At 61.8% G+C, this 24,156-nt stretch carries 21 protein-coding genes; 8 read left to right on the top strand and 13 right to left on the bottom strand.

Annotated features, from left to right (window positions below):
• The 5 genes from ACE3OH_RS05420 to ACE3OH_RS05400 all read right to left on the bottom strand — a co-directional run.
• On the bottom strand, nt 1–1,408 hold a 1,408-nt coding region (locus ACE3OH_RS05420; RefSeq protein WP_374349320.1), incomplete at its 3' end, for a TonB-dependent receptor plug domain-containing protein.
• 228 nt (nt 1,409–1,636) lie between these two features.
• Nucleotides 1,637–2,062 carry a VOC family protein gene (locus ACE3OH_RS05415; RefSeq protein ID WP_374349316.1) on the bottom strand — a complete coding sequence of 142 codons (426 nt, stop codon included), beginning with the start codon at nt 2,060–2,062 and terminating at the stop codon, nt 1,637–1,639.
• A gap of 25 nt (nt 2,063–2,087) precedes the next feature.
• Nucleotides 2,088–3,062, bottom strand: coding sequence for an NAD(P)-dependent alcohol dehydrogenase (locus tag ACE3OH_RS05410; protein ID WP_374349314.1), 975 nt, complete (start codon nt 3,060–3,062; stop codon nt 2,088–2,090).
• 32 nt (nt 3,063–3,094) lie between these two features.
• A complete protein-coding gene (gene dtd, locus ACE3OH_RS05405) occupies nt 3,095–3,547 on the bottom strand; it encodes a D-aminoacyl-tRNA deacylase (RefSeq protein ID WP_374349313.1) in 453 nt (150 codons plus the stop codon).
• A 35-nt stretch (nt 3,548–3,582) separates the two neighbouring features.
• Nucleotides 3,583–4,476 carry an RluA family pseudouridine synthase gene (locus tag ACE3OH_RS05400; protein WP_374349312.1) on the bottom strand — a complete coding sequence of 298 codons (894 nt, stop codon included), beginning with the start codon at nt 4,474–4,476 and terminating at the stop codon, nt 3,583–3,585.
• 214 nt (nt 4,477–4,690) lie between these two features.
• Between ACE3OH_RS05400 and ACE3OH_RS05395 the strand changes: the two genes are divergently transcribed.
• The 3 genes from ACE3OH_RS05395 to ACE3OH_RS05385 all read left to right on the top strand — a co-directional run bounded on the left by ACE3OH_RS05395 (nt 4,691) and on the right by ACE3OH_RS05385 (nt 8,333).
• Nucleotides 4,691–5,452 carry a hypothetical protein gene (locus ACE3OH_RS05395; RefSeq protein ID WP_374349310.1) on the top strand — a complete coding sequence of 254 codons (762 nt, stop codon included), beginning with the start codon at nt 4,691–4,693 and terminating at the stop codon, nt 5,450–5,452.
• Between the two features lie 94 nt (nt 5,453–5,546).
• Nucleotides 5,547–6,689 carry a metallophosphoesterase gene (locus ACE3OH_RS05390; protein WP_374349308.1) on the top strand — a complete coding sequence of 381 codons (1,143 nt, stop codon included), beginning with the start codon at nt 5,547–5,549 and terminating at the stop codon, nt 6,687–6,689.
• 90 nt (nt 6,690–6,779) lie between these two features.
• Nucleotides 6,780–8,333, top strand: coding sequence for a thioredoxin family protein (locus ACE3OH_RS05385; RefSeq protein ID WP_374349307.1), 1,554 nt, complete (start codon nt 6,780–6,782; stop codon nt 8,331–8,333).
• Nucleotides 8,334–8,541: 208 nt separating this feature from the next.
• Here ACE3OH_RS05385 and ACE3OH_RS05380 read toward each other — a convergent pair whose 3' ends face one another.
• On the bottom strand, nt 8,542–9,072 hold the full coding sequence (locus ACE3OH_RS05380; protein ID WP_374349305.1) for a Crp/Fnr family transcriptional regulator: 531 nt from the start codon (nt 9,070–9,072) through the stop codon (nt 8,542–8,544).
• 79 nt (nt 9,073–9,151) lie between these two features.
• Between ACE3OH_RS05380 and ACE3OH_RS05375 the strand changes: the two genes are divergently transcribed.
• Nucleotides 9,152–10,327, top strand: coding sequence for a PilT/PilU family type 4a pilus ATPase (locus ACE3OH_RS05375; RefSeq protein WP_374349303.1), 1,176 nt, complete (start codon nt 9,152–9,154; stop codon nt 10,325–10,327).
• Between the two features lie 228 nt (nt 10,328–10,555).
• On the opposite strand, the gene ACE3OH_RS05370 is transcribed toward ACE3OH_RS05375, so the two are convergent.
• The gene (locus ACE3OH_RS05370) at nt 10,556–11,677 is read right to left on the bottom strand and encodes a sterol desaturase family protein (protein WP_374349302.1); all 1,122 of its coding nucleotides are present in this window, start codon (nt 11,675–11,677) and stop codon (nt 10,556–10,558) included.
• A gap of 179 nt (nt 11,678–11,856) precedes the next feature.
• Between ACE3OH_RS05370 and ACE3OH_RS05365 the strand changes: the two genes are divergently transcribed.
• Entirely contained in the window at nt 11,857–12,369 is a 513-nt protein-coding gene (locus ACE3OH_RS05365) for a GNAT family N-acetyltransferase (protein WP_374349300.1), read from the top strand.
• Nucleotides 12,370–12,474: 105 nt separating this feature from the next.
• A complete protein-coding gene (locus tag ACE3OH_RS05360; RefSeq protein ID WP_374349298.1) occupies nt 12,475–13,611 on the top strand; it encodes a type III PLP-dependent enzyme in 1,137 nt (378 codons plus the stop codon).
• A gap of 149 nt (nt 13,612–13,760) precedes the next feature.
• Here the strand turns inward: ACE3OH_RS05360 and ACE3OH_RS05355 are convergent, their stop codons facing one another.
• The 3 genes from ACE3OH_RS05355 to ACE3OH_RS05345 form a co-directional block, all read right to left on the bottom strand.
• Nucleotides 13,761–14,372: a YiiX/YebB-like N1pC/P60 family cysteine hydrolase gene (locus tag ACE3OH_RS05355; protein ID WP_374349296.1), complete on the bottom strand. Its 612-nt coding sequence runs from the start codon at nt 14,370–14,372 to the stop codon at nt 13,761–13,763.
• Between the two features lie 122 nt (nt 14,373–14,494).
• Nucleotides 14,495–15,001, bottom strand: coding sequence for a DUF1993 family protein (locus ACE3OH_RS05350; protein ID WP_374349295.1), 507 nt, complete (start codon nt 14,999–15,001; stop codon nt 14,495–14,497).
• 80 nt (nt 15,002–15,081) lie between these two features.
• Nucleotides 15,082–16,065, bottom strand: coding sequence for a serine/threonine protein kinase (locus tag ACE3OH_RS05345; RefSeq protein ID WP_374349293.1), 984 nt, complete (start codon nt 16,063–16,065; stop codon nt 15,082–15,084).
• A gap of 91 nt (nt 16,066–16,156) precedes the next feature.
• Here ACE3OH_RS05345 and ACE3OH_RS05340 point away from each other — a divergent pair, with 91 nt between their 5' ends.
• Nucleotides 16,157–17,380 (top strand): DUF1615 domain-containing protein, encoded by a 1,224-nt coding sequence (locus tag ACE3OH_RS05340; protein ID WP_374349292.1) that lies wholly within the window; start codon nt 16,157–16,159, stop codon nt 17,378–17,380.
• A gap of 88 nt (nt 17,381–17,468) precedes the next feature.
• A complete protein-coding gene (locus ACE3OH_RS05335) occupies nt 17,469–19,295 on the top strand; it encodes a DUF885 family protein (RefSeq protein ID WP_374349291.1) in 1,827 nt (608 codons plus the stop codon).
• Between the two features lie 85 nt (nt 19,296–19,380).
• Here the strand turns inward: ACE3OH_RS05335 and dacB are convergent, their stop codons facing one another.
• The 3 genes from dacB to priA all read right to left on the bottom strand — a co-directional run.
• Nucleotides 19,381–20,808 (bottom strand): D-alanyl-D-alanine carboxypeptidase/D-alanyl-D-alanine-endopeptidase, encoded by a 1,428-nt coding sequence (gene dacB / locus ACE3OH_RS05330; protein ID WP_374349289.1) that lies wholly within the window; start codon nt 20,806–20,808, stop codon nt 19,381–19,383.
• A gap of 151 nt (nt 20,809–20,959) precedes the next feature.
• Nucleotides 20,960–22,966 carry a CAP domain-containing protein gene (locus ACE3OH_RS05325; protein ID WP_374349286.1) on the bottom strand — a complete coding sequence of 669 codons (2,007 nt, stop codon included), beginning with the start codon at nt 22,964–22,966 and terminating at the stop codon, nt 20,960–20,962.
• A gap of 413 nt (nt 22,967–23,379) precedes the next feature.
• On the bottom strand, nt 23,380–24,156 hold a 777-nt coding region (gene priA, locus ACE3OH_RS05320; RefSeq protein WP_374349284.1), incomplete at its 5' end, for a primosomal protein N'.

The following is a 24,156-nucleotide window of genomic DNA, read 5'->3' as shown; positions in this document are numbered from 1 at the left end:
GGCGCAGCTGGTCCTTGTCCATGCCGGGAATTTTCCAGACTATCTGGGCAAGCGGGCTAAGCACCGGCTTGGCATAGCTGCTACCCAAGCCCAGATTGCTGCGGCTATCAATCGACAATTGCTCCCAGCGCAAGCCCAGCGAGCCAGACCAGCGTGCGCCACTCCACTCGCTTTGGGCAAATACGGCACTGCGCTTGATGGTGGACTTGAACAGTGAGCCAACCGCGTCCAGCTGCGACACACCATCGACGGTGTCGACCCGCGTCGCTTGCTGCGCGTCGCGCTTGATATCGACGCCAGTCAAGAGTGCCATGCTGTCGGAAGCAGCCATACGCATGCTGGCAAACAAGGACTGGCCGCCCTGATCCGCATCATTGCGCAGATGCTCGCGCTGGCTGGTTTCGCCCGCCACGTCGATCCAGGCAACCATGCTGCCGTGACGCTTTTGTGAATGGGTGTCGGTGAGCCGGATATCGACTTTGGTGCTGTCAGACAGCTGGTCCGACCAGGAAAACTGATTGCGCAAGGTGCTGGTGCGCCCATCGCTCAGGTAACGATTGCGCCCCCACGGGTTGACCGGCCCAAGCAAGAAATGGGTCTCGTCGTGGCCGCTGCTTTGGTATTGCGTATCGCTGACAAAACCTTGCCAGCTCAGCGACTGCATATCCGTAATCTGCCAGCTGCTGCGCGGCGCGATGGTCCAGCTGGCACTGCTATCGTGATTGAACTGCGCCATCTCGCGCAGCAAACTGCCACTTTGCCTGTCCTGCCCGGCGATGGTGGTCTGGTATATATCGTCAGCCTGGCTATGCCGGGCCGATGCCGCCACCAGCCACGAAAAACGATCAGTCGCCTCACCCAGGCCAAAGCTGGCATTGCCATTCCAGAAGCCATTGCTGTTCGACAACGCGACAGTGGCATCGCGACTGCGCTTAGCCTGGCCTTGCTTGAGGATGATATTGATTGTCCCGGCTATGGCCTGGGTTCCCAGCGCCACATTGGGCAGCGGCAGGATTTCAATTCTGTCGAGCAGGCTGGGTGACAGACTTTCCAGCGAAAAATTTGGTGGCGCCGGCTCACCATTGAGCAATATGCGCACATAGCCACTGCCCAGCCCGCGCATGCGCACCTCACCCTTACCCGACCCGGCCGCGCCAGTCACCGTCACCCCAGGCTGGCGCCGCAGCACATCGAGTACGGTGCTATCGCCAAACCGCGCCATATCGGCCTGGGTGACAATATGTTTGAGCGCGAGCGACTGTCGGCGACCGGCATCGCTGTTTGCTTCGACTTCGATTTTTTCTATGGATCGGGCCGGTACGGGTGTCACGGCCTGTGCGGCGGACGGCTGGGTTGCTTGTGGGTCAACCGCATCCAGCCCGGCTGCCTGCGCCGAAAGTACGAGCAATGCTGCACCAAGCCAGGGGCTCGGAAATCCCGAGCGCGCTGGCGGGAACGGAAACAAGGTCAAATAACACTCCGGATCTGCGTGGCCGCCCAAGCATGGTGCTGCTGCGCACAGCCAGGCAGTGAGATGCGCAAGCCGCGAAAAGGCGAAGAATCAAGAACCATACAGGGTACGGCATGAAAAGACACATGCGCATCTGTCGCGACGGGCAAGCAGGCCCGGTGCGCTTCAGCCCGCCGGGCCCTTCAGCTCCAGCAGATTGCCGTCCGGATCATGAAAATACAGCGAGAGGCCATCGCCCTCTGCCCCGAAATTGGGTTCGGCCTCGCCCAGCGGTGCCAGGCCGAAGGCAGCCAGGTGGGCGATGATGGTGGGCTCGTCAAACGGTTCGATGCGCAGGCAAACATGATCGAGGTTGCGGCCTGACTCACCGGCGGCAGCGCCGCCGCGCCGGCCAATCGGGCCATCGACTGCCACCAGATCGATCATCGAAGCGCCAGCGCGCAGATGAATCAAGCCAAGGTCATCGCGGCGCTTTTCTACCCGGCAACCGAGCACCTCGCCATAAAACGCAATCGATCGCGCCAGGTCGCTGACGCGCAGCACGATATGGTCGAGGCGCAGGACTTGAAACGGTTGAGTATCGGACTTCATGGTTATTGACTCCTGATGGTGCCACTCACGGATCGACCAGCATGACAATGCTGCCTTTCTTGCGACCGGTATCCAGGTAGCGATGCGCCTCGACAATCTGCGCGAACGGGTAGCGGCGATCAATCACCGCTCGCACCTCGCCTTGCTCGGCCAGCCGAACCAGGTCTTGCAGATCGCCCTGACTGACCCTGGCCAGACCGGCGATGATGCGCTGCTTACTGAAGAGTGGCATCCAGGGGGCTTTGAGCAGGTCGCCCAGCCCGCCCAGCACCAGCAACAAGCGACCATTTGCCTGCAGGGCGCGGCGGCTGCGCGCATAGGGTGCGGTGCCAGCGCAGTCGACGATCACATCATAGCGTTGCGGCAATTCAGCAAAGTCGGTGCGGGTGTAGTCGATCGCCAGCTCGGCGCCCAAGGATTTGACCAGATCCATGCCGCCCGGCCCGCAGACAGCGCTTACCCGCGCCCCCATCTGCCTGGCCAGTTGCACCGCTGCTGCGCCAACGGCACCGGTAGCACCATTGACCAGCACCGTCTCCCCTGTGCGGATATCCGCCTTACGCAAAGAACACAGCGCGGTCATCCCGCCGAACAGTATGGCCGCCGCCTCGTCAAACGCCAGATTGTCGGGCTTGTGCACAATGGCAGCGGTTTCCGGCAGGCATCGGTACTCGCTATAGCCGCCCAATGCTGCCCCGGTGAACGCCAGTACCGCGTCGCCCACCTTGAAGCGACTGACCTGGCTACCCACCGCCACCACTTCGCCCGCCAGATCGGCGCCCAGTACCGGATTGCGCGGGCCGGAAAAACCCAGTGCTAGCCTGGCGATGGGCGCAAAGCCCGGTGGCATGCTCAGGCTACGCACTCGCCAGTCGCCCGCCGACACGGTAAACGCCTTCACCTTGATCAGTACGTCGCGCTCGCCCGGTTCCGGCATGGGTACATCAACGATTTGCAACACCTCGGGCGGGCCGTACTGCTTGCAAATTATTTGTTTCATGCGAACTCCCAAAGCGAGCGTGGTGCCGTGCCTTACGCCGGATTGCGCGAATCCAGCCACAGGGTGACCGGCCCGTCATTGATCAGGCTGACCTGCATATCGGCGCCAAACACGCCAGTCGGCACCGGCTTGCCCAGTTCGGCCGACATGGCGGCAACAAATCGGTCGAACAAGGGTTGCGACACAGCCCCTGGCGCCGCGCCGCTCCACGATGGGCGATTGCCTTGCCTGACGCTGGCAAACAGGGTGAACTGGCTCACTGCCAGCACCTCGCCACCGACATCAAGCACCGAGCGGTTCATCACGCCGGCCTCATCGGCAAACACCCGCAGCTTGGCGATTTTGCGCACCAGCCACTGGATATCCGCTTCGCCATCGGCCGACTCGGCCCCGACCAGCAATAACAGGCCGGGGCCGATGGCGCCGACCGTGGCACCGGCCACGCTCACCGAGGCCTGGCTGACTCTTTGCAGCAATACTCGCATCGCAACTCGCAACTGTTTGGGAAAGGACAGGCAGATCAGCCCAGTAACAAGGCACGCCGGCTCTCGAAACGCCGTGGCTCGCCAGTCAATGGGTCGCGAAAGGCTATCGAACGCGCCAGCAATTGCAAGGGCCGGCTGAAGTCTTCGCCCTTGTCTGGCAGTTTTACCGGATACCACGGGTCGTGCAGTATCGGAATGCCCAGCGCCGCCATATGGGCCCTGAGCTGGTGCTTCTTGCCGGTATGCGGCTGCAGCCGGTAGTGGCCGAACTCGCCGTGCTGCGCAATCAGCTCGATACGGGTTTCGCTATTGGGTTCGCCCGGCACTTCGCACATGGTGAAGAATTCCCGCCCCTCTTCCAGGCGGCTGCGATGCACCAGCGGCAGTTGCAGATCGGCGCGAATTGGCGCCAACGCTTCGTATTCCTTCTCCACCGCACGCTGCTCGAACAAACGCTGGTAAACGCCCCGGCTAGCCGGGTCAAGACAGAACAGCACGACGCCGGCCGTTTCGCGGTCCAGCCGGTGAATGGGCGTCAGCTCGGGCAAATCGAGCTCTTTGCGCAATCGCACCAGCAAGGTTTCATGCAGATGCCTGCCGGCCGGGATCATGGCGAGAAAGTGCGGCTTGTCCACCACCAGCAATTGCGCATCGCGATGCAGTATGTCCGCCTGGAATGGCACCGGCGTCTCCGCCGGCACCTCGCGGTAGTACCAGATGCGCCCACCCTGGCGATAGGGTGTACTCAGGCTGATCGGCTGGCCATGCTCATCGAGCAGTTCACCGCGCTCGATGCGCTGGCGCAGCACATCCTCACCCAGATGGGCAAAGCGCTGTACCAGAAAGGCGTACAGGCTGGGCCACTGCCCGGCAGGCAGCCAGAGATAGCTGGGCGCTATACCGTCGCGGCGTGGTAGCGGTGAGGTCATAGGGTAATCACTGGCGGAAAAAGTGCGCCATTGTAAGTGGCCTTGTGTGAGTAGTTGCCGAGCGTTGCGCGAAATTGCCCGCTAACATGGCGGCCGTTTGTATGGCCCCTGGCCGCACAGACCTTGCCGGGCCGCTACACCCAGCCGCCACTTTTCAACCCGCAGCAACTGACTACCCGCGTCGCCCCGTGCACGCGAATCGAGGACTACCACCATGCCAATTTTCCTGGGCCTGGGCCTGCATGTACTGATCGCCATCTATTTCGCCATCCATGCCTTGCGCAATGGCTATGAGCTGTATTGGCTGATCGTGCTGTTCTCGTTTCCCATGCTGGGCAGCATTGTTTACTTCGTCGTGATTTACTGGCCCAGCTTGCGCCATAGCCGCGGCACCCAGGTGGCCAAGCGGGTAATCCGCCAGGCCATCGACCCGGGCCGCGCACTGCGCGAAGCCAAGCAGGCATTCGAGCTCACCCCCACCGTCGGCAATCGCGCCGCCCTGGCAGCCGCCCTGCTGGACTCGGGCGACGCACGCGCCGCCCAGGAACACTACCGCGCCTGCCTGTCCGGCCCCTTTGCCAGCGATATCAATCTTGTTGCCGGCTTTGTCCGCGCCAGTCTGGCGCTAGGAGAAGCCGGACAGGCCAGCGCGGCGCTGGATCAGCTGTTTGCCCAGAACAAGCAGGCGCGCCAACAAGAGCAGCTGGCCCTGCTCCACGCACGTACCCTGGCAGCGCAGCAATCCAGCGATGCCCGCGCAGCGTTCGAGCAGGCCCTGACGGTTTCGGGCGATGCCGAAGCCACATGCCGCTATGCCGACTGGCTGGACAGCCAGAACAACGACGCCGACCACCAGCGCGCCCGCGAGCTGTATGAGCAGATCATCAGCGACAGCCGCCATTGGCATCGCCATGCCAAGAGTAACAACAACGAATGGCTGAATCGCGCCAAAGGGGCGTTGGCAAAGGCAGCATGAACGCGCCACGCGGTACGGCACCTTCCCGCTGCAGCCAACTTGATTCAGAGGTTGCCGCCCTCATCTAGGCCACTCCTGCCTAGTGAGCCCTGCCATGCGACGCCTTCCATTCTTGTTTATCGTGCTGGCCCTATTGGCAGCGCTGCATGTCTATATCGGCAGCCGTCTGTTGCCGCCGCTCGCGCTCGGTGACGCTGGCCGGCTGATTGGGGTGTTGCTGTTGGCCGCATCATGCTGCCTGATGCCGCTGGGCCTATTGGCGCGGTTTATCGAGCGGGAGTCGCTGGCCGATCGGTTGGCCTGGCTTGGGCTGGTGATCATGGGGCTGTTTTCCAGCCTGCTGATCCTGACCCTGGCGCGCGATATCGGCTTGTTGCTGACCAGCCTGTTCCTGCTGCCCAGCCATGCGCTGCTGCACTACAGCGCCATCGCCGTGATCGCAGCCGCCCTGCTGGTCACCCTGGCAGGCTATATCAATGCGCGCCGCCTGGCCCAGGTGGTGGAAATCGACGTGCCGCTGGCCAATCTGCCCGATGCGCTGCATGGCTTCACCATTGCGCAGATCAGCGATATCCATGTCGGCCCCACCATCAAGCGCGACTATCTCGACCGGATTGTCGATCGGGTCAATGCGCTCAATGCCGATGTGGTGGCCATCACCGGCGATCTGGTCGATGGCAGCGTCGACAGCCTGGCGCCGCATACTGCGCCGCTGGCGAGGCTGCGCGCCCGCCATGGCAGCTTTCTGGTTACCGGCAACCATGAATACTATTCCGGCGGCCATGACTGGATCGCCGAGTTCCGCCGCCTCGGGCTGACTGTGCTGATGAACGAGCATGTGCTGCTCAAGCATGGCGATGGTCATCTGCTGCTGGCCGGCGTGCCGGACTACACCGCCCATCATTTCGACGAAGCCCACCGCAGCGACCCGCAGGCGGCGCTGGCCAATGCGCCCGCCAATGCCGGCGCCCGCGTGTTGCTCGCCCATCAACCACGTAGCGCCAGCGCCGCCGCTGCGGCAGGGTTTGATCTGCAGCTGTCCGGCCACACCCATGGCGGGCAATTCTGGCCGTGGAATCTGTTTGTGCCGCTGCAACAGCCGTATACCGCGGGCCTCAATCGCCTGCAGGGCTTGTGGGTCTATGTCAGTCGCGGCACCGGCTATTGGGGGCCGCCAAAACGATTTGGTGCGCCGTCGGAAATTACCCGGCTACGTTTGGTACGATCCGCTTCCTGAATCGCGACCTTTGCTTATGCAACTTTCTGCTTTGTGACAAAGAAATATCAAAGCAGAATGCATATAAATCACCCAGACCGAGGCTTGCCCATGAAGCACACCCTGATTGCCCTGGCTACCGCCACCCTGCTAACTGCCAGCCCCGCCTTTGCCGGTACCGATGCCCACGCCCTTCCCGCCGGTATTGCCTGGCAGCAAGGCGACGTTGCTGCCGCCTTTGCCCAGGCCAAGGCCGAGCGCAAGCCTATCTTCCTCTACTGGGGTGCAGCCTGGTGTCCACCATGCAATCAGGTCAAATCGACCATCTTCAACCAGCAGTCATTCATCGAGAAAACCCGTTTGTTTGTGCCGGTCTATCTCGATGGCGACAGCCCCAATGCGCAAAAACTCGGTGAGCAATTCAAGGTGCGCGGCTACCCGACCATGATCCTGTTCAATCCGGACGGCGCCGAGCTGACGCGCCTGCCCGGCGAAGTGGATGCCGAGCGCTATGTGAAAGCACTGGGCATCGGCCTGTCGGCCGCTCACCCTATCCAGCAAACGCTGGAAAATGCCCTGGCCGACCCGAAAAAACTGGCCGCCGATGATTGGCGCATGCTGGCCGACTATGCCTGGGATAGCGACGAAGCCAAGCTGCTGCCTGCCGACAAGATTCCATCCACCTTGCAGCAGCTGTCATCCAGCGTACCGGCCTCGCTGGCCGATACCGCCCTGCGCCTGCAGCTCAAGGCAGTTGCCGCAGCCGCCACCGCCAAGCGCCCGGCCAGTTTCGACAAACCAGCCGGCGCCGCTGCGGTCGCCCGCCTGGTGGCCGACGCCAAGCAGGCGCGCGCCAATTTTGATATTTCGGTCAACTATGCGGCCGATCTGACCGGCTACCTGACGCGCGAACGTTCGCCCGAGCGCGACAAGCTGGTCAACGACTGGCACGCAGTGCTGAGCAAGCTCAGCAGCGATAGCAGCCTGTCGACCACCGATCGGCTGTCGGCGGTATCAAGCCGCATCGCCCTGGCCAAACTCGACCAGCCCAAGGGCGGCGCGCTCAATGACAAGCTGCTGGCAGCGGTGCGCAGCCAGGTGGCCGAAGCGGACAAGAACACCAGCAATGGCTATGAGCGGCAATCGGTGATCAGCGCAGCGGCCGAGGCATTGAGCAGCGCCGGCTTGATCGATGAATCGGACAAGCTGCTGCAGGCCGAACTGAAACGCTCGCACTCGCCGTATTACTTCATGCTGGCGCTGGCGGCCAATGCCAAGAGCCGTGGCGACAAGGTAGCCGCGTTGAACTGGTACGAGCAGGCCTATAACGCATCGGAAGGCCCGGCCACCCGCCTGCAATGGGGCTCCAGCTATATTGCCGGCATCGTCGAGCTGGCACCGCAGGATGAAGCGCGGTTGGAAAAAGCCGCCAGCACTATCCTTACCGAACTCAGTGGCATCCAGAATGCGTTCTATGAGCGCAACCGCCGATCGCTGGAGCGCCTGGTCGGCAAATTGGGCAGCTGGAACAAGGACAAGCAGCATGATGCCACCGTGCAGCGGGTGCTGAGCCAGCTTGATGGCGTGTGCAACAAGCTGCCGGCAGCCGACCCACAGAAGCCGATCTGCGAAACCATTGCCAAGGGTGGCAAGTCGTCCGGTTGAGCGGATACGCGTGCTTGGGTAGAACAAAAGGCCAGCGATGCTGGCCTTTTTCACCGGTATGCCTGTAACACGGCTCATGGCGTCCGACGCAGTTGAGCATTGAAAGCCGGGGCGCCACCCCAGGCCGCCCTCACCCGGCCCTGCGGGCCACCCTCTCCCGCTTGCGGGAGAGGGGCTCATTCCGGCCTCAGGCTTCGCTCCTGCCCTCTCACGCGCTCTGCGACATCATCGCCACCAGTTTGGCGCTGGTCTGGCGCAGGCGATTGCTTACCAAGGCGACCAGGCGCATCAATAGTTGCGAGCCAAGCTTGGGATGCTCATCAAGTAGCTGCAGCATGGCGTGGCGGGTCAGCACCGCAAACAGCACCTCGCTTTGCGCCACGCAGCTGGCAAAACGTGGCTCGCCATCGATCAGCGACATTTCGCCGATCAATTTGCCTGGCGTGATGATGGCAATGGATTGCGGTGCGCGGCCGGCGTGGGTTTTCAGCACATTCACCTCGCCACTCAATAGCAGCACGGTAAAGTCGCTGCGCTCCCCCTCCTTCAACAGCAAGGCACCTGCCGGCATGCGGTATACCTGCATATAGTCAGCAAGGATGCTCACCGATTCCGCATCGAACACCGCCAGCAGGCGCGACTGGGTGAATACGCGCTGCAGCTCGGGCAGAAAGTCCCCGGCAGCACCAGCGAGCTGGTAGTCCTGCATGGGAATGGTGGCTGGAATCGAGTCGGTCATTGGCTATGCTCCCGCGCAAACTTGTCGCCAAGGGGCCGGCAACTAGAATCCACTATAGCCAACCTGCCGGAGCCCCCCCATGTCGCCCGAGCTTGCCCTGAAGAATATGCACGATCTGTTGCGCGCCATGCTGGCCAAGAATGCCTCCGACTTGTTCATTTCGGATGACTTCCCGCCCGCCATGAAGATCAACGGCAAGATGACCCCGGTGGGCAGCCAGAAGCTCAGTGGCGTGCACACCAAGGCACTGGCCTACGCCATCATGAGCGAGGCGCAACGTGCCGAATTCGAGCGGGAGCAGGAATGCAATTTCGCCATCGCCCCGGCCGATATCGGCCGCTTCCGCGTCAATGTATTCGTGCAGCAAGAGCAGGTCGGCATGGTGTTGCGCACCATCACCACCAAGATTCCCAATTTCGATGAAATGGGCCTGCCGGTCATTCTCAAAGACGTGATGATGAGCAAGCGCGGCCTGATCCTGCTGATCGGCGGCACCGGCTCTGGCAAATCCACCACCCTGGCGGCGATGATCGATTATCGCAACAGCAATAGCTTCGGCCATGTCATCACCATCGAAGACCCGGTCGAATATGTGCACAAGCCGAAAAACTGCCTGATTACCCATCGCGAAGTCGGTCGCGATACCAAGGGCTGGTTTGCCGCCCTGAAAAACACCCTGCGCCAGGCACCCGATGTGATCCTGATCGGCGAAATCCGCGACCGCGAAACCATGGAATACGCCATGACCTTTGCCGAGACCGGCCACCTGGCCATGGGCACCCTGCATGCCAACTCATCGAATCAGGCCATCGAGCGCATCATCAATTTCTTTCCGGAAGAGCGCCACCCGCAGCTGTATATGGACCTGTCGCTGAATATGAAAGCCTTTGTATCGCAGCGCCTGGTGCCCACCAAGGACGGCAAGGGCCGTGTTGCCGCCATCGAGATCATGCTCAATACCCCCTTGGTATCGGACTTGATCTTCAAGGGCGATATCGGCGGCATCAAGGCGGTCATGGGCAAATCGCGCGAGCTGGGCATGCAGACCTTCGACCATGCCCTGTTCGAGCTGTATGAAGCAGGCCGGATCAGCCTGGAGGAGGCCCTGCGCAATGCCGATGCGGTGAACGAATTGCGCCTCAAGATCAAGCTGGAGAGCAAGGTCAAAGAGGCCCGCCAGGAAAGCGGCCTCGACAGCCTGAGTCTGATCAGCGACGAGGAAGACGATAAGGATGAAGGGGTGGCGGTGGTGTAGCCACTTCCGCGCATTCGATATGCAGGAGCGGCTTTAGCCACGAAGGTGGGCACCGCCGCGCTTTCCCATCAAACAGCTGCTACGGCCTATACCGCCCTCACCCGGCCCCCACGCGGCGGCAGGGGTGGGCGAAAACAAAAGAGATCAGCAGTCTACTCACTGCCACCCAAGCCCCCGCCTCGCGGGGCCGGCAATGCCGCTTGAACACTCGATCAGTCCAATACTTCTTCACCCCTTCCAGCGAAACGGAAACAGCAGCTGCTTGAAAAAGCCATCGGGCACATAGTCCCCCAGTACACCGTATTCGCTGGGCCAGGGGCGGTCGGACTTCACCGCCGTGCCGAACAGATAGTCGAGAAAGGCGAAATGGGCGGCATAGTTGCGGTCCAGCGCTTCCTTATCCTGGCTATGGTGCCAGTGGTGGAAATTCGGCGTCACGACAACATAGCGCAAGGGCCCGAGGCGCACGCTGACATTGGCGTGGTTGAACACCGCCTGGAAACCGACCACCACGATATAGGCGTCGATCACTTCCTTGCTGAAACCCAATACAAAGATCGGCGCCAGCACCAGGGTGCGGGTCAGCAGCAGCTCCAGCACATGCTGGCGCGAGCCGGCCAGCCAATCCATGCTCTTCACGCTGTGATGCACCGCATGCAAACGCCACAGCAGCGGCACCTCGTGATAGGCGCGATGCGTCCAGTATTGCGCCAGATCAGCCACCAGAATGATCAGGAACAGGGCAACGGGAAATGGCAGCGCCTGCACCCAGCCCTGCACGCCATCCTGGGCGGCCCAGCCGAACAGGCGGTGCACCAGCAGATTGGTGGCCAGCAGCACAAAGCCGACCACCATATGGTTGACCAGAAAGTGGTAGAAATCGGTCTGCCACTCTGCCCGGAAAATCGGCTGCTTGCGCAGGGCAAACAGCTTCTCGATAAAGATGAAGATCAGGCTGGAGCCAAGCAGATCGAGAATGAACCAGTCGAGCCCGATATAGGGCGTATGGTCGGCAAAATCGTGTACTGGCACCTTGCTGCCTCCCAGCAGGGCCGACAGGGCGACAAAGCCGAAGGCCCAGGCCGACAGCCAGCGCACCCGCCCCAGCACGATATTGGTCAGGGCAATGGCGCCCGATGCCACCATGCTCCAGAACATCAGCTGGCGGATCGCGTCCACGCTATAGCTGTGGCGCAGTTCCGGGGTGGTCAGATAGGCCGGAAAGTGAAATGCCAGCACACCAAGAAAACACAGAATCCCCAACATCAGCGCAAACACGCCCGACACCAGACCATGGCCCTTTTGCAACTGGCCATGGGATTCGGACAATTGATTGAGTTTATTCAGCATGCTCGCCTCATGGACAGATCAAGTCGCCCAATATGCCAAAGGCGTGGCCTGCTGACTATGGCGAAAGTGCGCATGCGGTTGCTTGCCCAGGGTGTTGCCGGCACACTGCCCAATCCGTTTTTCGCGCCTCAGCAATGCAGCGCGGCGCGAGCCGTTCCACCTTACCGCCACCCATACCCATGCAGATACCAACCCTCGATACCGAACGCCTGCAACTGCTGCCGCCAACGCTAGCCTGCGACGCGGTTTACCAACGCTTTTACACCGATGCCGAAGCCTCGCGCCACTACAGCGGCCCGCTCACCCCGGCGGCGGCCTGGGCCAGGCTGGCGAGCGACCTGGGCGTATGGCATTTGCAAGGCTTTGGGGTATGGGCGATCCAGCGCCGCGCCGAGGGCGATATCGTCGGCATGTGCGGTTTCTGGCAGGGGCGCGGCTGGCCGCGCGAGCTGACCTGGTGGCTGTTGCCCGAATATCGCGGCATGGGTATCGCCCAGGAAGCCTCGCGCGCGGCCATTGACCATGCCTACCGCGTGTTCGGCTGGGATAGTGTGCAAACCTATATGAACGACAACAATATGGCAGCGCGCACCCTGGTGGAACGGCTTGGTGGCATCAAGTTCGACCGGCAGATCTTTCCTGATGGGCTGGAACGCGATCTCTACCGCTTCCCAAATCCACATAACAGCTAGCCTGCGTTGCGCCGATCCGACCAAGCTAACGGTGCATGCGCCGCCGTGTTTGCCACCACCGAGCGCTGCACTACACTAGCGCCCTTTTCTGACCGAGCCGCCGCAATGACCCGTACTTTCGACCCCAGCCGCGAACCGCAGCCCGACTTTGAACTGGTGCGTAAGCAGCTTGCCAAGGGCTACGATGGCCCGCTGCTGGTAGTCGATAGCGCGGTGCTGCGCGAGAAGGTGCGCCGCTTCCAGGCGGCCATGCCGCGCGTGCATATCCACTATGCGGTCAAGTGCAACCCCGATCCGGCCATCCTGCGAGTGTTGCGCGAGGCCGGCGCCGGCTTCGAGATCGCCTCGCCGGCCGAGCTCGACCTATGCCGAGACATCGGCGTTGCCGCGCAGGAGCTGTATTTCAGCAATCCGATGCGGGCACGCGAAGCAATCGCCATCGCCGCCGAGGCTGGCGTGCAGTGGTACGTAGTGGATTCGGTCAGCGAACTGCACAAGGTGCATGGCATTGCGCCGCATGCCAGCTTCTATCTGCGCCTGCACACCAGCAATGAAGGCTCGGTGTCGCCGCTATCGGAAAAATTCGGCGTATTCGATGAAGAGATCGACGCGATTCTCGACGAAGCAGTGCGCCTGGGTGCCGATCTGGCCGGCGCCACCTTCCACGCCGGCTCGCAATGCCTGAATCCGGAAAACTGGCGCATCGGCATCAGCGCCGCCCTGGCGCTATTCGCGCAGATGCGCAGCCGCGGCCTGACGCCGCGCCTGTTGAACCTGGGCGGCGGCTTTCCGGTGGAACACGACAGCCCGGTGCCCTCGATCACCAGCATCGGCGAGATCATCAATGCCGCCTTGGCAGCGGTGCCGGACGAAATCCGGGTGATGGCCGAACCGGGACGCTTCCTGGTTTCCGACTCGGCCTATTTAGTTTGCAAGGTGATCGGCCAGACAGTGCGGCGCGGCCAGCCCTGGGCCTACCTTGACGCCGGGGTGTTCAATGGCTTGCTGGAGACCACAACCGGCATTACCTACGATATGCGCAGCGATCGCCACGGCGCGCTTACCAGCTGGGTAGTGGCCGGCCCCACCTGCGACTCGATGGATATCTGCACCCGCAATCAGCCCTTGCCCAACGATATCCAGGAAGGCGATTTCATCTATGTGCGCAATGCCGGCGCCTATAGCAATGCCTGCGCCGGGCGGTTTAATGGTTTTGACTTGCCCAAGGTGGTAGTGGTGTAGCCGCGATAGCAGCTTGATCAAGTCGCATGCATAGTCAAACTAGCTGAGGGCAGGTCGGAATTTGTTCCGACAGCGTCCGGTTCTGCAAAGTGGTCGGGATAAATCCCGATCTGCTGCATCGAGCACCTGCTGTATTGACCGCTGCCGTTTCAGCCGCCACTGCTGAATACCAGATGCAATTGTGCCGCACGCGACAAATCAACTGGTGTGATCATTTCCCGCTCCAGCGGCACCGGGCCACCCTCATATTGCGTAATGGTTGCCTGGTACGGCCGCCAGTCGAGCTCGCCCAGTTTTTTTAAACGCCCAAGCCTGACGCCGGTCGCATCGAAATAAGCCTTGTAGAGAAGCTCCGAGCAATAGATATACCCATCGTCTATACGATAGCGATAATCGTAGGGACGACCGAGGTATTTTTCGCTGGCCTGGATAAATGCCGGAATCGTCGATTGCAGGCTCTCATTCAGGCGAAACACATCGAAACTGCCACCACGGCCCCGTGCGGCCCATAGAAATAGCGGCGTATCAGCAACCTGTGCCGATGCTTCCCGCACATACCAAGCATTTTCCTTGCGAACCAACATGCCAACGTGTGAATAGCGTGAGCGCGAAATGCCCTCGATCGCCCTGACCAATTCAGTACGCGGCAAAGACTGGAAAATAAAATCACCTTGTTGTGGCTGATAGCGGAAAAGATAATAGGCAGCCGGTGCGTAGAATATAGCCAAAACAGCAAGCAAGCCTACAAGCAGCAATAACAATCTAGCCCGACCCAATCGACTAGCGGGAAATATTCGAATCAACATATGGATGAATGTAAGCGTGTTCAGGCCCACAACAGCCAGAACGGCTGTTGTGGGAACCAACAACTAGGCGAGGTGAATCAATACGCGCCCAGATAATCCGGCTTGCCCAGCTCCACGCCGTGATGCCGCAGGATGTCGTAAGCGGTCACCAGGTGGAAATAGAAGTTCGGCAGGGCGAAATTCAGCAGATAAGGCTGGCCGGCAAAGTGCATATCGTTGCCGCGCACTTTCAGAACGATTTCGCGCCCCTCGCTGCCGTCGATCTGGCTGGCAGGCACACTCTCGATAAAGGCAATGGTCTTGCTGATGCGTGCTTTCAATTCATCGAAACTGGTTTCGGTGTCTTCGTATTTCGGAATTTCGATACCGGCGAGGCGCGCCACCGAGCCTTTGGCAGTATCGGTGACGATTTGCACCTGGCGGCACAAGGCAAACATATCGGGCGCCAGCCGGGCATTGATCAGGATGGCCGGGTCGAACTTCTTCGCCTCGGCATGGGCGGCCGACTTGTCCAGGATGGCGGTGAGATTTTGCAGCATGCGTACATAGACCGGAACGGTGGCTTGGTACATAGACAAGGACATGAGGCGACTCCAGTTGAGGGGAAAAACGGGGTGAATCGGCAAGTGGGCGCTAGCCCGGCAAGATACCTGCCCCGGCCAGCTCAGATCGGCAAGGGCGGCTCGTCCATGATCGCAATTTGTTCACGAAGTTCCAGTATTTTCTGTTCCCAATAACGCGGCGTATCAAACCAGGGGAAGGCCACCGGGAAGGCCGGATCGTGCCAGCGCCGCGCCAGCCAAGCGCTGTAGTGCAACAGGCGCAAGGTGCGCAGCGCCTCCACCAGATGTAATTCGCGCCGGTCGAATTCGCGGAAGTCTTCATAGCCATCGACGATATCGGCGAGCTGGGCGATCTGCTCGGCGCGCTCGCCCGATAGCAGCATCCACAAATCCTGCACCGCCGGGCCCATGCGCGCATCGTCGAAATCAACGAAATGCGGGCCGGCATCGGTCCACAGGATATTGCTGGCATGGCAATCGCCATGCAGGCGCAGGCTGGCCACCTGACCGGCCCGCTCATAGCAGCGGCGTACGCCGTCGAGCGCCTGCTGCGCTACCCCGGCATAGACCGCATGCAATTCGCGCGGGATGGTGGTGCCGGCCAGTACCAAGGCCAAGGGCTCTTCGCCGAAGCTGGCAATATCGAGTGTCGGGCGGCTGGCAAACGTCTCGGTTTCGCCTACTGCATGAATCCGGCCGAGAAAGCGGCCTATCCACAGGCGCACCTCCTTGTTATCCAGCTCAGGATGGCGGCCGCCACGGCGCGCAAACAGCGAGAAGCGAAAGCCGGCATGGTGATGCAGGCTACGTCCCTCGATCAGCATCGGCGCCACCACCGGGATCTCCCGCTCGGCCAGCCGGGCAGAGAAGGCGTGCTCTTCCAGAATCTGCGCATCGCTCCAGCGCTCGGGCCGGTAGAACTTGGCTACCAGCGGCGGGCCTTCGTCCATGCCAACCTGATAGACGCGGTTTTCGTAACTATTGAGAGCCAGCAGGCTGCCGCTGGTGCGCAGGCCCAGCGACTCGACGGCGTCGAGCAGGCAATCGGGAGTCAGCGCAGCATAGGGGGGGAGGAGATCAGTCATGGCGCCGATTGTACTGCCGCACGGCGCCGGCCGTGCTTGCCGGGCTACAATGCCGCGCCCGAAACATTGCTCACGCCTGGTCACCTGACTCATGAAGCCATTCAGCCTGTTCCTGCTTATCTTGCTTGGCGGTTGTGCCAGCGTGCCACCCGCCCCGCCTCCCCGCGACGAGCCGGCTGCGCCGCCGCAGCCGGCCGTCGAGGCAGCAGCCAGCCCAGCCGTGGTGATCGCGCCTCCGCCGCCCAACAGCATACCCACCAAACCACCGGTACCGCAGGCCAAACCTGCCGAGCAGCCGGCCTGGGCCGACCCCAAGGCCGGGCGCGCCCTGATCAACACGCTGTTGCCGCGCCAGATCAGCGACCGCGCCGGCTGGGAGGCCGATATCTTCAATGCTTTCACCGCCCTGAAGATTCCCTATACCGCCGACTATGTATGCGGCGCCATTGCAGTGATCGAGCAGGAATCGAGCTGGCAGGGCGACCCGGTGGTGCCGGATCTGGGCAAGGATGTGTGGAAGGAGCTGGAGCAACGCGCCCATCGCCATGGCGTGCCGCTTGCGCTGGTCAAGGCGGCGCTGCGGGTGAAATCGCGTAATGGCAAGTCTTACGCCAGCCGCATCGATGCCTTGCGCACCGAGCGCGAGATGAATGCGCTGTTTGAAGAGATGATCGCCGACGCCGGCCGCTTCGGCCTGCCGGTCAATATCAACAATCCGATCCGCACCGGCGGGCCGATGCAGGTCAGCGTGGCGTTTGCCGAGATACACAGCAAGCAGTGGCCCTACCCCTACCCCATTAATGGCAGCCTGCGCCACGAGGTATTCAGCCGGCGTGGCGGCGTCTACTTCGGCATTGCCCATCTGCTGCACTACCGCATTGACTACCCGGCCATGCTGTATCGCTTCGCCGACTTCAATGCCGGCCGCTATTCCAGCCGTAATGCGGCATTCCAGCTGGCGCTGGCCAAGCTGAGCCAGCGCCGGGTAGTGCCCGATGGCGATCTGCTGCGCAATGATGGGCAAGCCAGCGAAACCGAGCTGGCGTTGAGCGCATTGGCAAATTCGCTGAATATGGACACAGCCGACATCAAGCGCGAACTGCAGCTGGAAAAGACCGAACAGTTTTCCCAGTCCATGCTGTACCAGCGCCTGTTTGCTCTGGCAGAAAAGCGCGCGCACCAGCCCTTGCCGCGTGCTGCCCTGCCGCAGATCCGCCTGGTCAGCAGCAAGATCACTCGCAAGCTGACCACTGCCTGGTTTGCGCAGCGGGTGGATGGACGCTACCGGCAGTGCCTGACTCGCAGCGCCAAATAGCGCCCAACAATTTCGGCGGATGTAGTGAGAGGCCTGCCATGCCGCCCTGCGCTAAGCTTGTCTTTCCGCCACCCAACAGGCATCTACCATGACCCACACCGCCCTTCGTCGACTTGTCCCCACTGCACTCCTGCTAGCCAGCTTGAGTCTGGCCGCATCCCAAACAACCGACCAGGGTATACAGACACACCCAGCGCAGTCGCAGAAAAGTGTTAGAGCCAAAGCCCGCCTTGACGATCTGGCACGGCGCTACTACCTCGCGTTTGCACAGTACAACCCAATACTGGCCAGCGAAAATGGCGACAACCGATTTTCAGATCGCCTGGGGGCGGATATTTTTCCCGAGCAGCGCGCCAGGCAATTCGCCCGTTACCGTGCCTTCCTGCATGAACTAAAGCGCATCCCGCGCCAGCAGTTAGATACCAGTGCGCAGACCAACTACGACGCGCTCGGCTATGAATTGCATGCCGCCTTGCGCCTGGAGCCATTTCCCGAACACTGGCTGCCCCTCAATCAGATGGATGCCTTGCCAGTAACGCTGGCCAACTATGCCAGCGGCCAGGCAGGCCAACCATTGACCAATACGCCGCAATTTGAGGCCTATTTGCGCCGGCTTCAGGCTTTGCCGGCCTGGATCGACCAGGCTATCGCCAATATGCGCCAGGGCATCAAGCATGGGGTTACCCAGCCGCGTGCCATCGTGCAGGCCATGCTGGGTGCACACAAGAATCTGGTCAGCGCCAAGGTCGAAGACAGTGTGTACTACACGCCAGCGCGCGATCTGGTGGGCCAACTGCCCGTTGCAGACCAGGAGCGCCTGCGCACCGCCTATCGCCGCAGCATCGAGCGCGATATCAACCCGGCGGTAGCGCGGCTCGCACAATTCCTGGAGCAGGAATACCTGCCCGCTGCCCGTACCAGTGATGGTTGGAACGCCTTGCCCGATGGCGCGGCCTGGTATGCAGCCAATGTCGCCAACCAGACCACCACGCAGATGACACCCGAGCAGATCCACCAGCTTGGCGTGCAGGAGGTAAAGCGCATCCAGGCGGAATTCACTGCGCTGGGGCCACGTCTTGGCTACGACGGCCCGCCGGAAGGCCTGCCGAAATGGGTGGAGACACAGCGCCGCTTCAAGCCGTTTACCGAGCCGGAACAAATCCTCGATGTCTATCGTCAGCTCAATACCCGGCTGCAGGAAAAGCTGCCCACACTGTTCTCACTGGTTCCCAAGGCGCCGCTCGATATTCGCCGCGAGCCGGAATTGACGCGGGCGACCGCCTCCGATCACTACACCGCACCTGCGCCGGATGGCAGCCGACCTGGCATATTTTGGACGGTCATCAACAAGCCCGAAGACTATGGCAATACGTTTATGACGACGCTGTTTCTGCATGAGGGGCAACCAGGCCACCATTTCCACCTGGCTTTGCAGCAGGAGCTCGCCCTGCCAGATTTCCGCCGCTTTGGTGGCAATACTGCTTTCGTGGAAGGTTGGGCACTCTATGCAGAAACGCTGGGCAGGGATATGGGGCTCTTTGACAAGCCCGTCGACTACTATGGCCACTTGAGCAGCGAGTTGTTGCGCGCCATCAGGCTGGTAGTGGATACCGGCGTACATGCCAAAGGCTGGAGCCGTGAGAAGGCAATGGCCTACTATGCCGAGGTGATGGGCGCAACCGAGCAGGAGTCCAAGCAGGCAATCGAGCGTTATATGGCCTGGCCCGGACAGGCGCTCAGTTATAAGGTCGGCGCCATCCGCATTGCCAATCTGCGCGCACGCGCCAGCGCTGCCTTGGGTAGCCGCATGAGCCTACCAGCGTTTCATGCCGTCGTGCTTGGTGACGGCACCCTGCCGCTGGACCTGTTGGAGCGCAAGGTGGACCGCTGGATTGCCAGCCAATGTCGCGACTAGGCAGGGCCGGATTTTCGCGCTGGTTCCTTAACTCGATAAGCCTGGGGCGGATAAAATCCACCCAGGCTGATTAACAGCTCTCGCCTCAGCGCCTGTCCCACACCCACTGCAGCAAGGCATCGAGCACCGGTTGGCCCAAGTCGGCACGCGGGTGGTTGATGATGGCCACCACGATCCAGTCGCGGCCCGCCGCATCGCGCAGCACGCCAGCCAGTGCCTTGGCGTCGTCCAGCGTGCCGGTTTTCAGATGCCCCTGGCCCGCCAGCGCTGAGCCGGTAAGACGTTTTTGCAAGGTGCCGTCTAGCCCGAGAATAGGCAGGCTGGCAAACAGCTCGGGCCCATATACGCTTTGGCGCGACAGGCGCAGCAATTCGCCAAGGTGGCGCGGGCTGATGCGCTCCTTGCGCGACAGGCCGGAGCCGTTTTCCACCACCAGTTCCGGCCAGTCGAGGCGGCGCGAGGCCAGCCAGGCGCGCAATTGCTGCTCGGCGCTGGTTGCGGTATCGGCGTCCGGCTTGGGCCGTTCGGCGCCCAGGGTAAGGAACAGGGTGCGGGCGATCAGGTTATTGCTGAGCTTGTTCATATCGCGCATCACTTCGCCCAGCGGTGGCGATAGCTGCTCGGCCAACAGGCTGGCAGCAGCCGGTACGGCACCCTGGCGGGTGGCGCCGGCAATATCGCCGCCCAGCTCCTGCCACAGGCTGCGGGTCAGGCGGTCGGCGAAGGCGGCTGGTTCCAGCAAGCCCAGATAGCGGTCATTGCGGCAATTGCGCGGAAACTGGCCCTGCAGCACCACCGACAGCTGGCCGTTACGCTCGCTGATTTCCGGCCGCTGCCACAGCGCACGCCAACGGTCGCACGGCGCATCGACCAGTTTGAAGCGATGACTGACATTCATGCCGGCCAGCGGCGGGTCGGCACGCACCGTCACCGAGCTCGCCGTCGACTCGATATCGAAATCCACCGCCTTGAAGTTCATCAGCAGCGCATCGGGCGCCACGTTGTAAGCACGCTCGGGTTGCTCGTCGAACTGGCCGGCATTGGCATCGGGCGCCAGCGTGAAATAACGCCGATCCAGCACCAGATCGCCGCTGATATGGCGCACGCCACGCGCCTTGAGTTTGCGCAGCAACAGCCAGACCTTTTCATAGGTGAGCACCGGGTCGCCGCCACCCTTGATATAGAGATTGCCGCGCAGGGTGTCGCCGTCGATGCTGCCATCGGTCCACAGCCCGGTGCGCCACTGGAAGGCCGGCCCCAGCGTTTCCAGCGCCGCTACGCTGGTCAATAGCTTCATGGTGGAAGCCGGGTTGAATGGCGTGTCGGCCTCATGGGCCAGCACCGGCGCACCGCCATCGGCCGGCATTACCAGCACGCCCAGGCTGTGCTCGGGCAGTTTGAGGTTTTTCAGGGCACGGCCGACCGATTCAGGCAGGGCGGCAAAGCCGGGCAGGGAAACGCCGAGCAGCAGGGCAAATTGCAGGCCGGCACGCCGGCAGCTGTTGAACAGCATGGATGCTCCAGTGAATGCAACAGAGGCGCGCCAAGAAAAATGCCGACGCGATAGGGCGTCGGCATCTTAGAAGTTGTGCCAGCAATTGGCGAGTGTCGCGCTAGCAAGTATTACCACTTGCCAGGCGCGCATCTCGCGCAAAAACCGTGGTTCAGCAGCCGCAATTGGCCAGGAAGGTGCTGAGCGGTCCTACATCGAGCACCTTGTTACCGAACGGCGGGCCATAGACATAGACCTCACCGGACAGCACGCCCAGATACACGCCGCCGCCATAGGCACGCGCGGTGTAACCGGCTATCTGCTGGCTGCTCGCCGCCGGGCTGAAGTATTGCGGATACTGGCGCTCGGCCCAGTTCATCAGGCGATCGGCATCCGACACCACCGCACCGCCAGTGCCCACTGCCACCCGCTTGGTCGGGCTCCAGTCGCCAAAATAGTTGTACATGCCGGGGCGCACCTGCAGCAGCACATCGCCACTCTGGCCGGGGGTGAAGTCAAAGCTGGTATCGGCCACGGTGGTCGGGCTGCCTGCCGTGCCCGCCGCCTCGACGCCGGCCAGCGCAATATTGTCGATATACCAGCCCACGCCCTTGCTGCTCTGGAAGTAGAAACTGCCACCAGTCATGGCATAACGGAAACGCAACTGCACGGTACGGCCGGCATAGGGCGCCAGCGAGATGGTACGGGTAGTAAAGCTGCTCTCGCCCGCACCGCCGCTACCGGCTTGCAGGCTCAGCGCCACCCAGCTGGCGCCGTCATCTTGCGACACTTCCACCAGCGCCTGCTGGCCGGGGCCGGCGTAACCGAGCCGGCTGGAATAGGCCAGCGCGCCACCGCCGCCAACCAGCAAGGGCTGCTTGAGCGTCAGGGTCTGGTCATTGCCCTGAACATGTGCGAGATGGAAGGAATTGCTGCCCGACGCGACCGCATCACTTTGCACGACCGGATAACCGCCGGTGGTCGACACGGTGAAGTTGCCGCTGCCGTTTTCGGCGCCATCACTAAGGCTGTAGGGGCTGATCTGCAGCTGTCGCCATTGGTAAGCAGTGGCACCGGGCACCGCGTCAAAGGTATAGCGGCTGGCAATGCCGGCACTGGCCGATGCGCTGCCGGCAATATTCTGCGTGACATCGCCCTGGCCGGCCTGATCAGGGTCGAACACGGTCACCGTGTAGCTAAAGCTGCGCGCCACGCCGCCGACTTTGACATTGCTGACGGTGACGCCATAGACGGTGTCCGCCGCCGGGCGCGGCCAGCTCATGCCATCGCTGATGCCGGCCGGATACCACACCACGGTGTTTTCGCCATAGCCATTGGCAATCTGTTCAAGCGTGGTGCCCATTGCTGCGCCATTGGCGGTCATGCTGACCGTGGCGGCGGAGAAATCGGCACCGGGATAAGCAAACGACCAGCGCGGATACACCGCGTTGTAGGGCACATAGCCCTTGGGCGGCCAGGCAACGAAGTCGTCACGCACCGCCGGGCGCTTGGCCGAGTAATTGGCATCGAACACCCACAGCGAATTGCTGCTGGTGCCAGCAATGCTGCCATCGACATCGCCGGTGCCCATAAACTGGGTTTGCGGGTACAACACCCAGCGCCGATGGCCGACCGCCGCATTATTGCTGCCGCCATCACCCATATAGCCATTGGCGACCGCATCAGGGCCAAAGCGACCGAGCGCGATATTGGACTTACCGGCCGCCGTGGCGCCGGTGCTGTTATAGCAAAGCCAGGTGGTCGGCGGGGTATGGCTGAGCGACTTGTTGGCCGCCATTATCATCGCCGCCTGCTGGGCATTGGCGCTAAAGGTGGCATCAAGGCTCACCGCTGCGGGTATACCGGCCATGGCGCGGAACCAGTTGATGCGCCGCTGCACCGCGCCCTTGAAATCGGCGGTGGTATCACCGGCATTGCAGCTGGCCAGATTGCCATTCCAGCCGCTGGCTTGGCCTGATGAGGAAGCAAAAATAGTACGGTAGAACAGGCGCGACACCGCCCGGTTGGTCGGGTCCAGCGCATAGCCCTCCAGCGCCGCTTCGGCGCGGTAGGTATGCTCCAGGCCTTCGAGCGAATCGGGAAAACGTGGCGCGGCGGTATCGGGGCTCATCGCCATGGCCGGCAAAACGGCATTGGCAAGCAGCAGTGAGGTAAACATACGGGGAAACTCCGGCAATGACATTCGCATGCGAATGTAGCATCACTGCTGAACACGGCAAAGGCCGCGTGTCGATATCGGGCAGTGAATCAGTTTTGGTCAAAAAGCCCTGCGGCTTCTCGCCCTTAAAGTGGGAGGCTGGATGGGAGATGAGTCCAAAACCCCAACACCTGTAGACACAGAGGGCACTGAGAGCACAGAGGACACGGAGAAAGGCAGAAACACGAGCCTCACCATGCTGTGTGGTCATCTTTGAGAGGCTGCTTTGCTCATTCGTGAAAATCGCAAAGCCATCGGCTTGCCTCGCGCCCAAATTCCAAGGGGCTTTCTCCGTGCTCTCTGTGTACTCCCTGCCCTCTGTGTCTACAGATTTTGGGTTTTTATCCGGCGCATCCTGCAACATCATCGAACAATTACAGCTCCAGCGGATCCACATCAAGCGACCAGCGCACCTTGCCGGCACGTAGTTGCCGCAGCTGTACCATCCAGCCGGCCAGCAGAGCCTGCAAGCGGCTGCGTGAGGTCGATTGCACCAGGAGCTGTGCGCGCTCGCGGTTGGCGATGCGTGCCATGCTGGCGGCCACCGGGTCCCAGATGGTCACAGCCGGGTCGTGCGCCGCAAGGCTCAACGCCTGCCGCAAAAAGGCCAGCGCATCGGCCAGACTGTCCGCCTCGGCGCGCAATACCGCCTGATGCACAAAGGGCGGGAATCCAGCCAGTTTGCGCTCGGCCAGCTCAGCGGCGGCGAACGCCGCATAGTCGTCGGCGAGCAAGGCACGGTACAGCGGGTGATCGGGGAAATCGGTCTGCAGCAGTACTTCGCCCATATGCTCGGCCCGGCCGGCACGGCCCGCCACCTGGGCGAGTTGCGCATACAGCCGCTCGCTGGCGCGAAAGTCGGCCGAATACAGGCTGCTGTCGGCACCGATGATCGCCACCAGGGTCAGGCGCGGGAAATCATGGCCCTTGGCCAGCATCTGCGTGCCGATCAACACATCGACCTCGCCGGCGTGTATAGCCTGCAGCGCCGCCTCGAAGCTGCCCTTGCGGCGCATGCTGTCGCGGTCGATGCGCAGCACCCGCGCCTGCGGGAAATGCGCCGCCAGCGCCGCTTCCAGCCTTTGCGTACCCTGCCCGAGCGGCGCCAGATCGGCATTGCCGCAGCTGGGGCAGCGCGGCGGCAGGCGTTC

Source organism: Chitinimonas sp. (assembly GCF_041904975.1).
Taxonomy (GTDB): Bacteria; Pseudomonadota; Gammaproteobacteria; order Burkholderiales; family Chitinimonadaceae; genus Chitinimonas.
Note: the sequence above shows the minus strand (reverse complement) of the source record. Positions and strands in the feature narration are given on the sequence as shown.

What these genes read in the sequence shown, in the direction of transcription:
- ACE3OH_RS05415 (WP_374349316.1), bottom strand. Translation starts at nt 2,062, where the DNA reads ATGAAGTCCGATACTCAACCGTTTCAAGTCCTGCGCCTCGACCATATC.
- ACE3OH_RS05410 (WP_374349314.1), bottom strand. Translation starts at nt 3,062, where the DNA reads ATGAAACAAATAATTTGCAAGCAGTACGGCCCGCCCGAGGTGTTGCAA.
- dtd (WP_374349313.1), bottom strand. Translation starts at nt 3,547, where the DNA reads ATGCGAGTATTGCTGCAAAGAGTCAGCCAGGCCTCGGTGAGCGTGGCC.
- ACE3OH_RS05400 (WP_374349312.1), bottom strand. Translation starts at nt 4,476, where the DNA reads ATGACCTCACCGCTACCACGCCGCGACGGTATAGCGCCCAGCTATCTC.
- ACE3OH_RS05395 (WP_374349310.1), top strand. Translation starts at nt 4,691, where the DNA reads ATGCCAATTTTCCTGGGCCTGGGCCTGCATGTACTGATCGCCATCTAT.
- ACE3OH_RS05390 (WP_374349308.1), top strand. Translation starts at nt 5,547, where the DNA reads ATGCGACGCCTTCCATTCTTGTTTATCGTGCTGGCCCTATTGGCAGCG.
- ACE3OH_RS05385 (WP_374349307.1), top strand. Translation starts at nt 6,780, where the DNA reads ATGAAGCACACCCTGATTGCCCTGGCTACCGCCACCCTGCTAACTGCC.
- ACE3OH_RS05380 (WP_374349305.1), bottom strand. Translation starts at nt 9,072, where the DNA reads ATGACCGACTCGATTCCAGCCACCATTCCCATGCAGGACTACCAGCTC.
- ACE3OH_RS05375 (WP_374349303.1), top strand. Translation starts at nt 9,152, where the DNA reads ATGTCGCCCGAGCTTGCCCTGAAGAATATGCACGATCTGTTGCGCGCC.
- ACE3OH_RS05370 (WP_374349302.1), bottom strand. Translation starts at nt 11,677, where the DNA reads ATGCTGAATAAACTCAATCAATTGTCCGAATCCCATGGCCAGTTGCAA.
- ACE3OH_RS05365 (WP_374349300.1), top strand. Translation starts at nt 11,857, where the DNA reads ATGCAGATACCAACCCTCGATACCGAACGCCTGCAACTGCTGCCGCCA.
- ACE3OH_RS05360 (WP_374349298.1), top strand. Translation starts at nt 12,475, where the DNA reads ATGACCCGTACTTTCGACCCCAGCCGCGAACCGCAGCCCGACTTTGAA.
- ACE3OH_RS05350 (WP_374349295.1), bottom strand. Translation starts at nt 15,001, where the DNA reads ATGTCCTTGTCTATGTACCAAGCCACCGTTCCGGTCTATGTACGCATG.
- ACE3OH_RS05345 (WP_374349293.1), bottom strand. Translation starts at nt 16,065, where the DNA reads ATGACTGATCTCCTCCCCCCCTATGCTGCGCTGACTCCCGATTGCCTG.
- ACE3OH_RS05340 (WP_374349292.1), top strand. Translation starts at nt 16,157, where the DNA reads ATGAAGCCATTCAGCCTGTTCCTGCTTATCTTGCTTGGCGGTTGTGCC.
- ACE3OH_RS05335 (WP_374349291.1), top strand. Translation starts at nt 17,469, where the DNA reads ATGACCCACACCGCCCTTCGTCGACTTGTCCCCACTGCACTCCTGCTA.
- dacB (WP_374349289.1), bottom strand. Translation starts at nt 20,808, where the DNA reads ATGCTGTTCAACAGCTGCCGGCGTGCCGGCCTGCAATTTGCCCTGCTG.
- ACE3OH_RS05325 (WP_374349286.1), bottom strand. Translation starts at nt 22,966, where the DNA reads ATGTTTACCTCACTGCTGCTTGCCAATGCCGTTTTGCCGGCCATGGCG.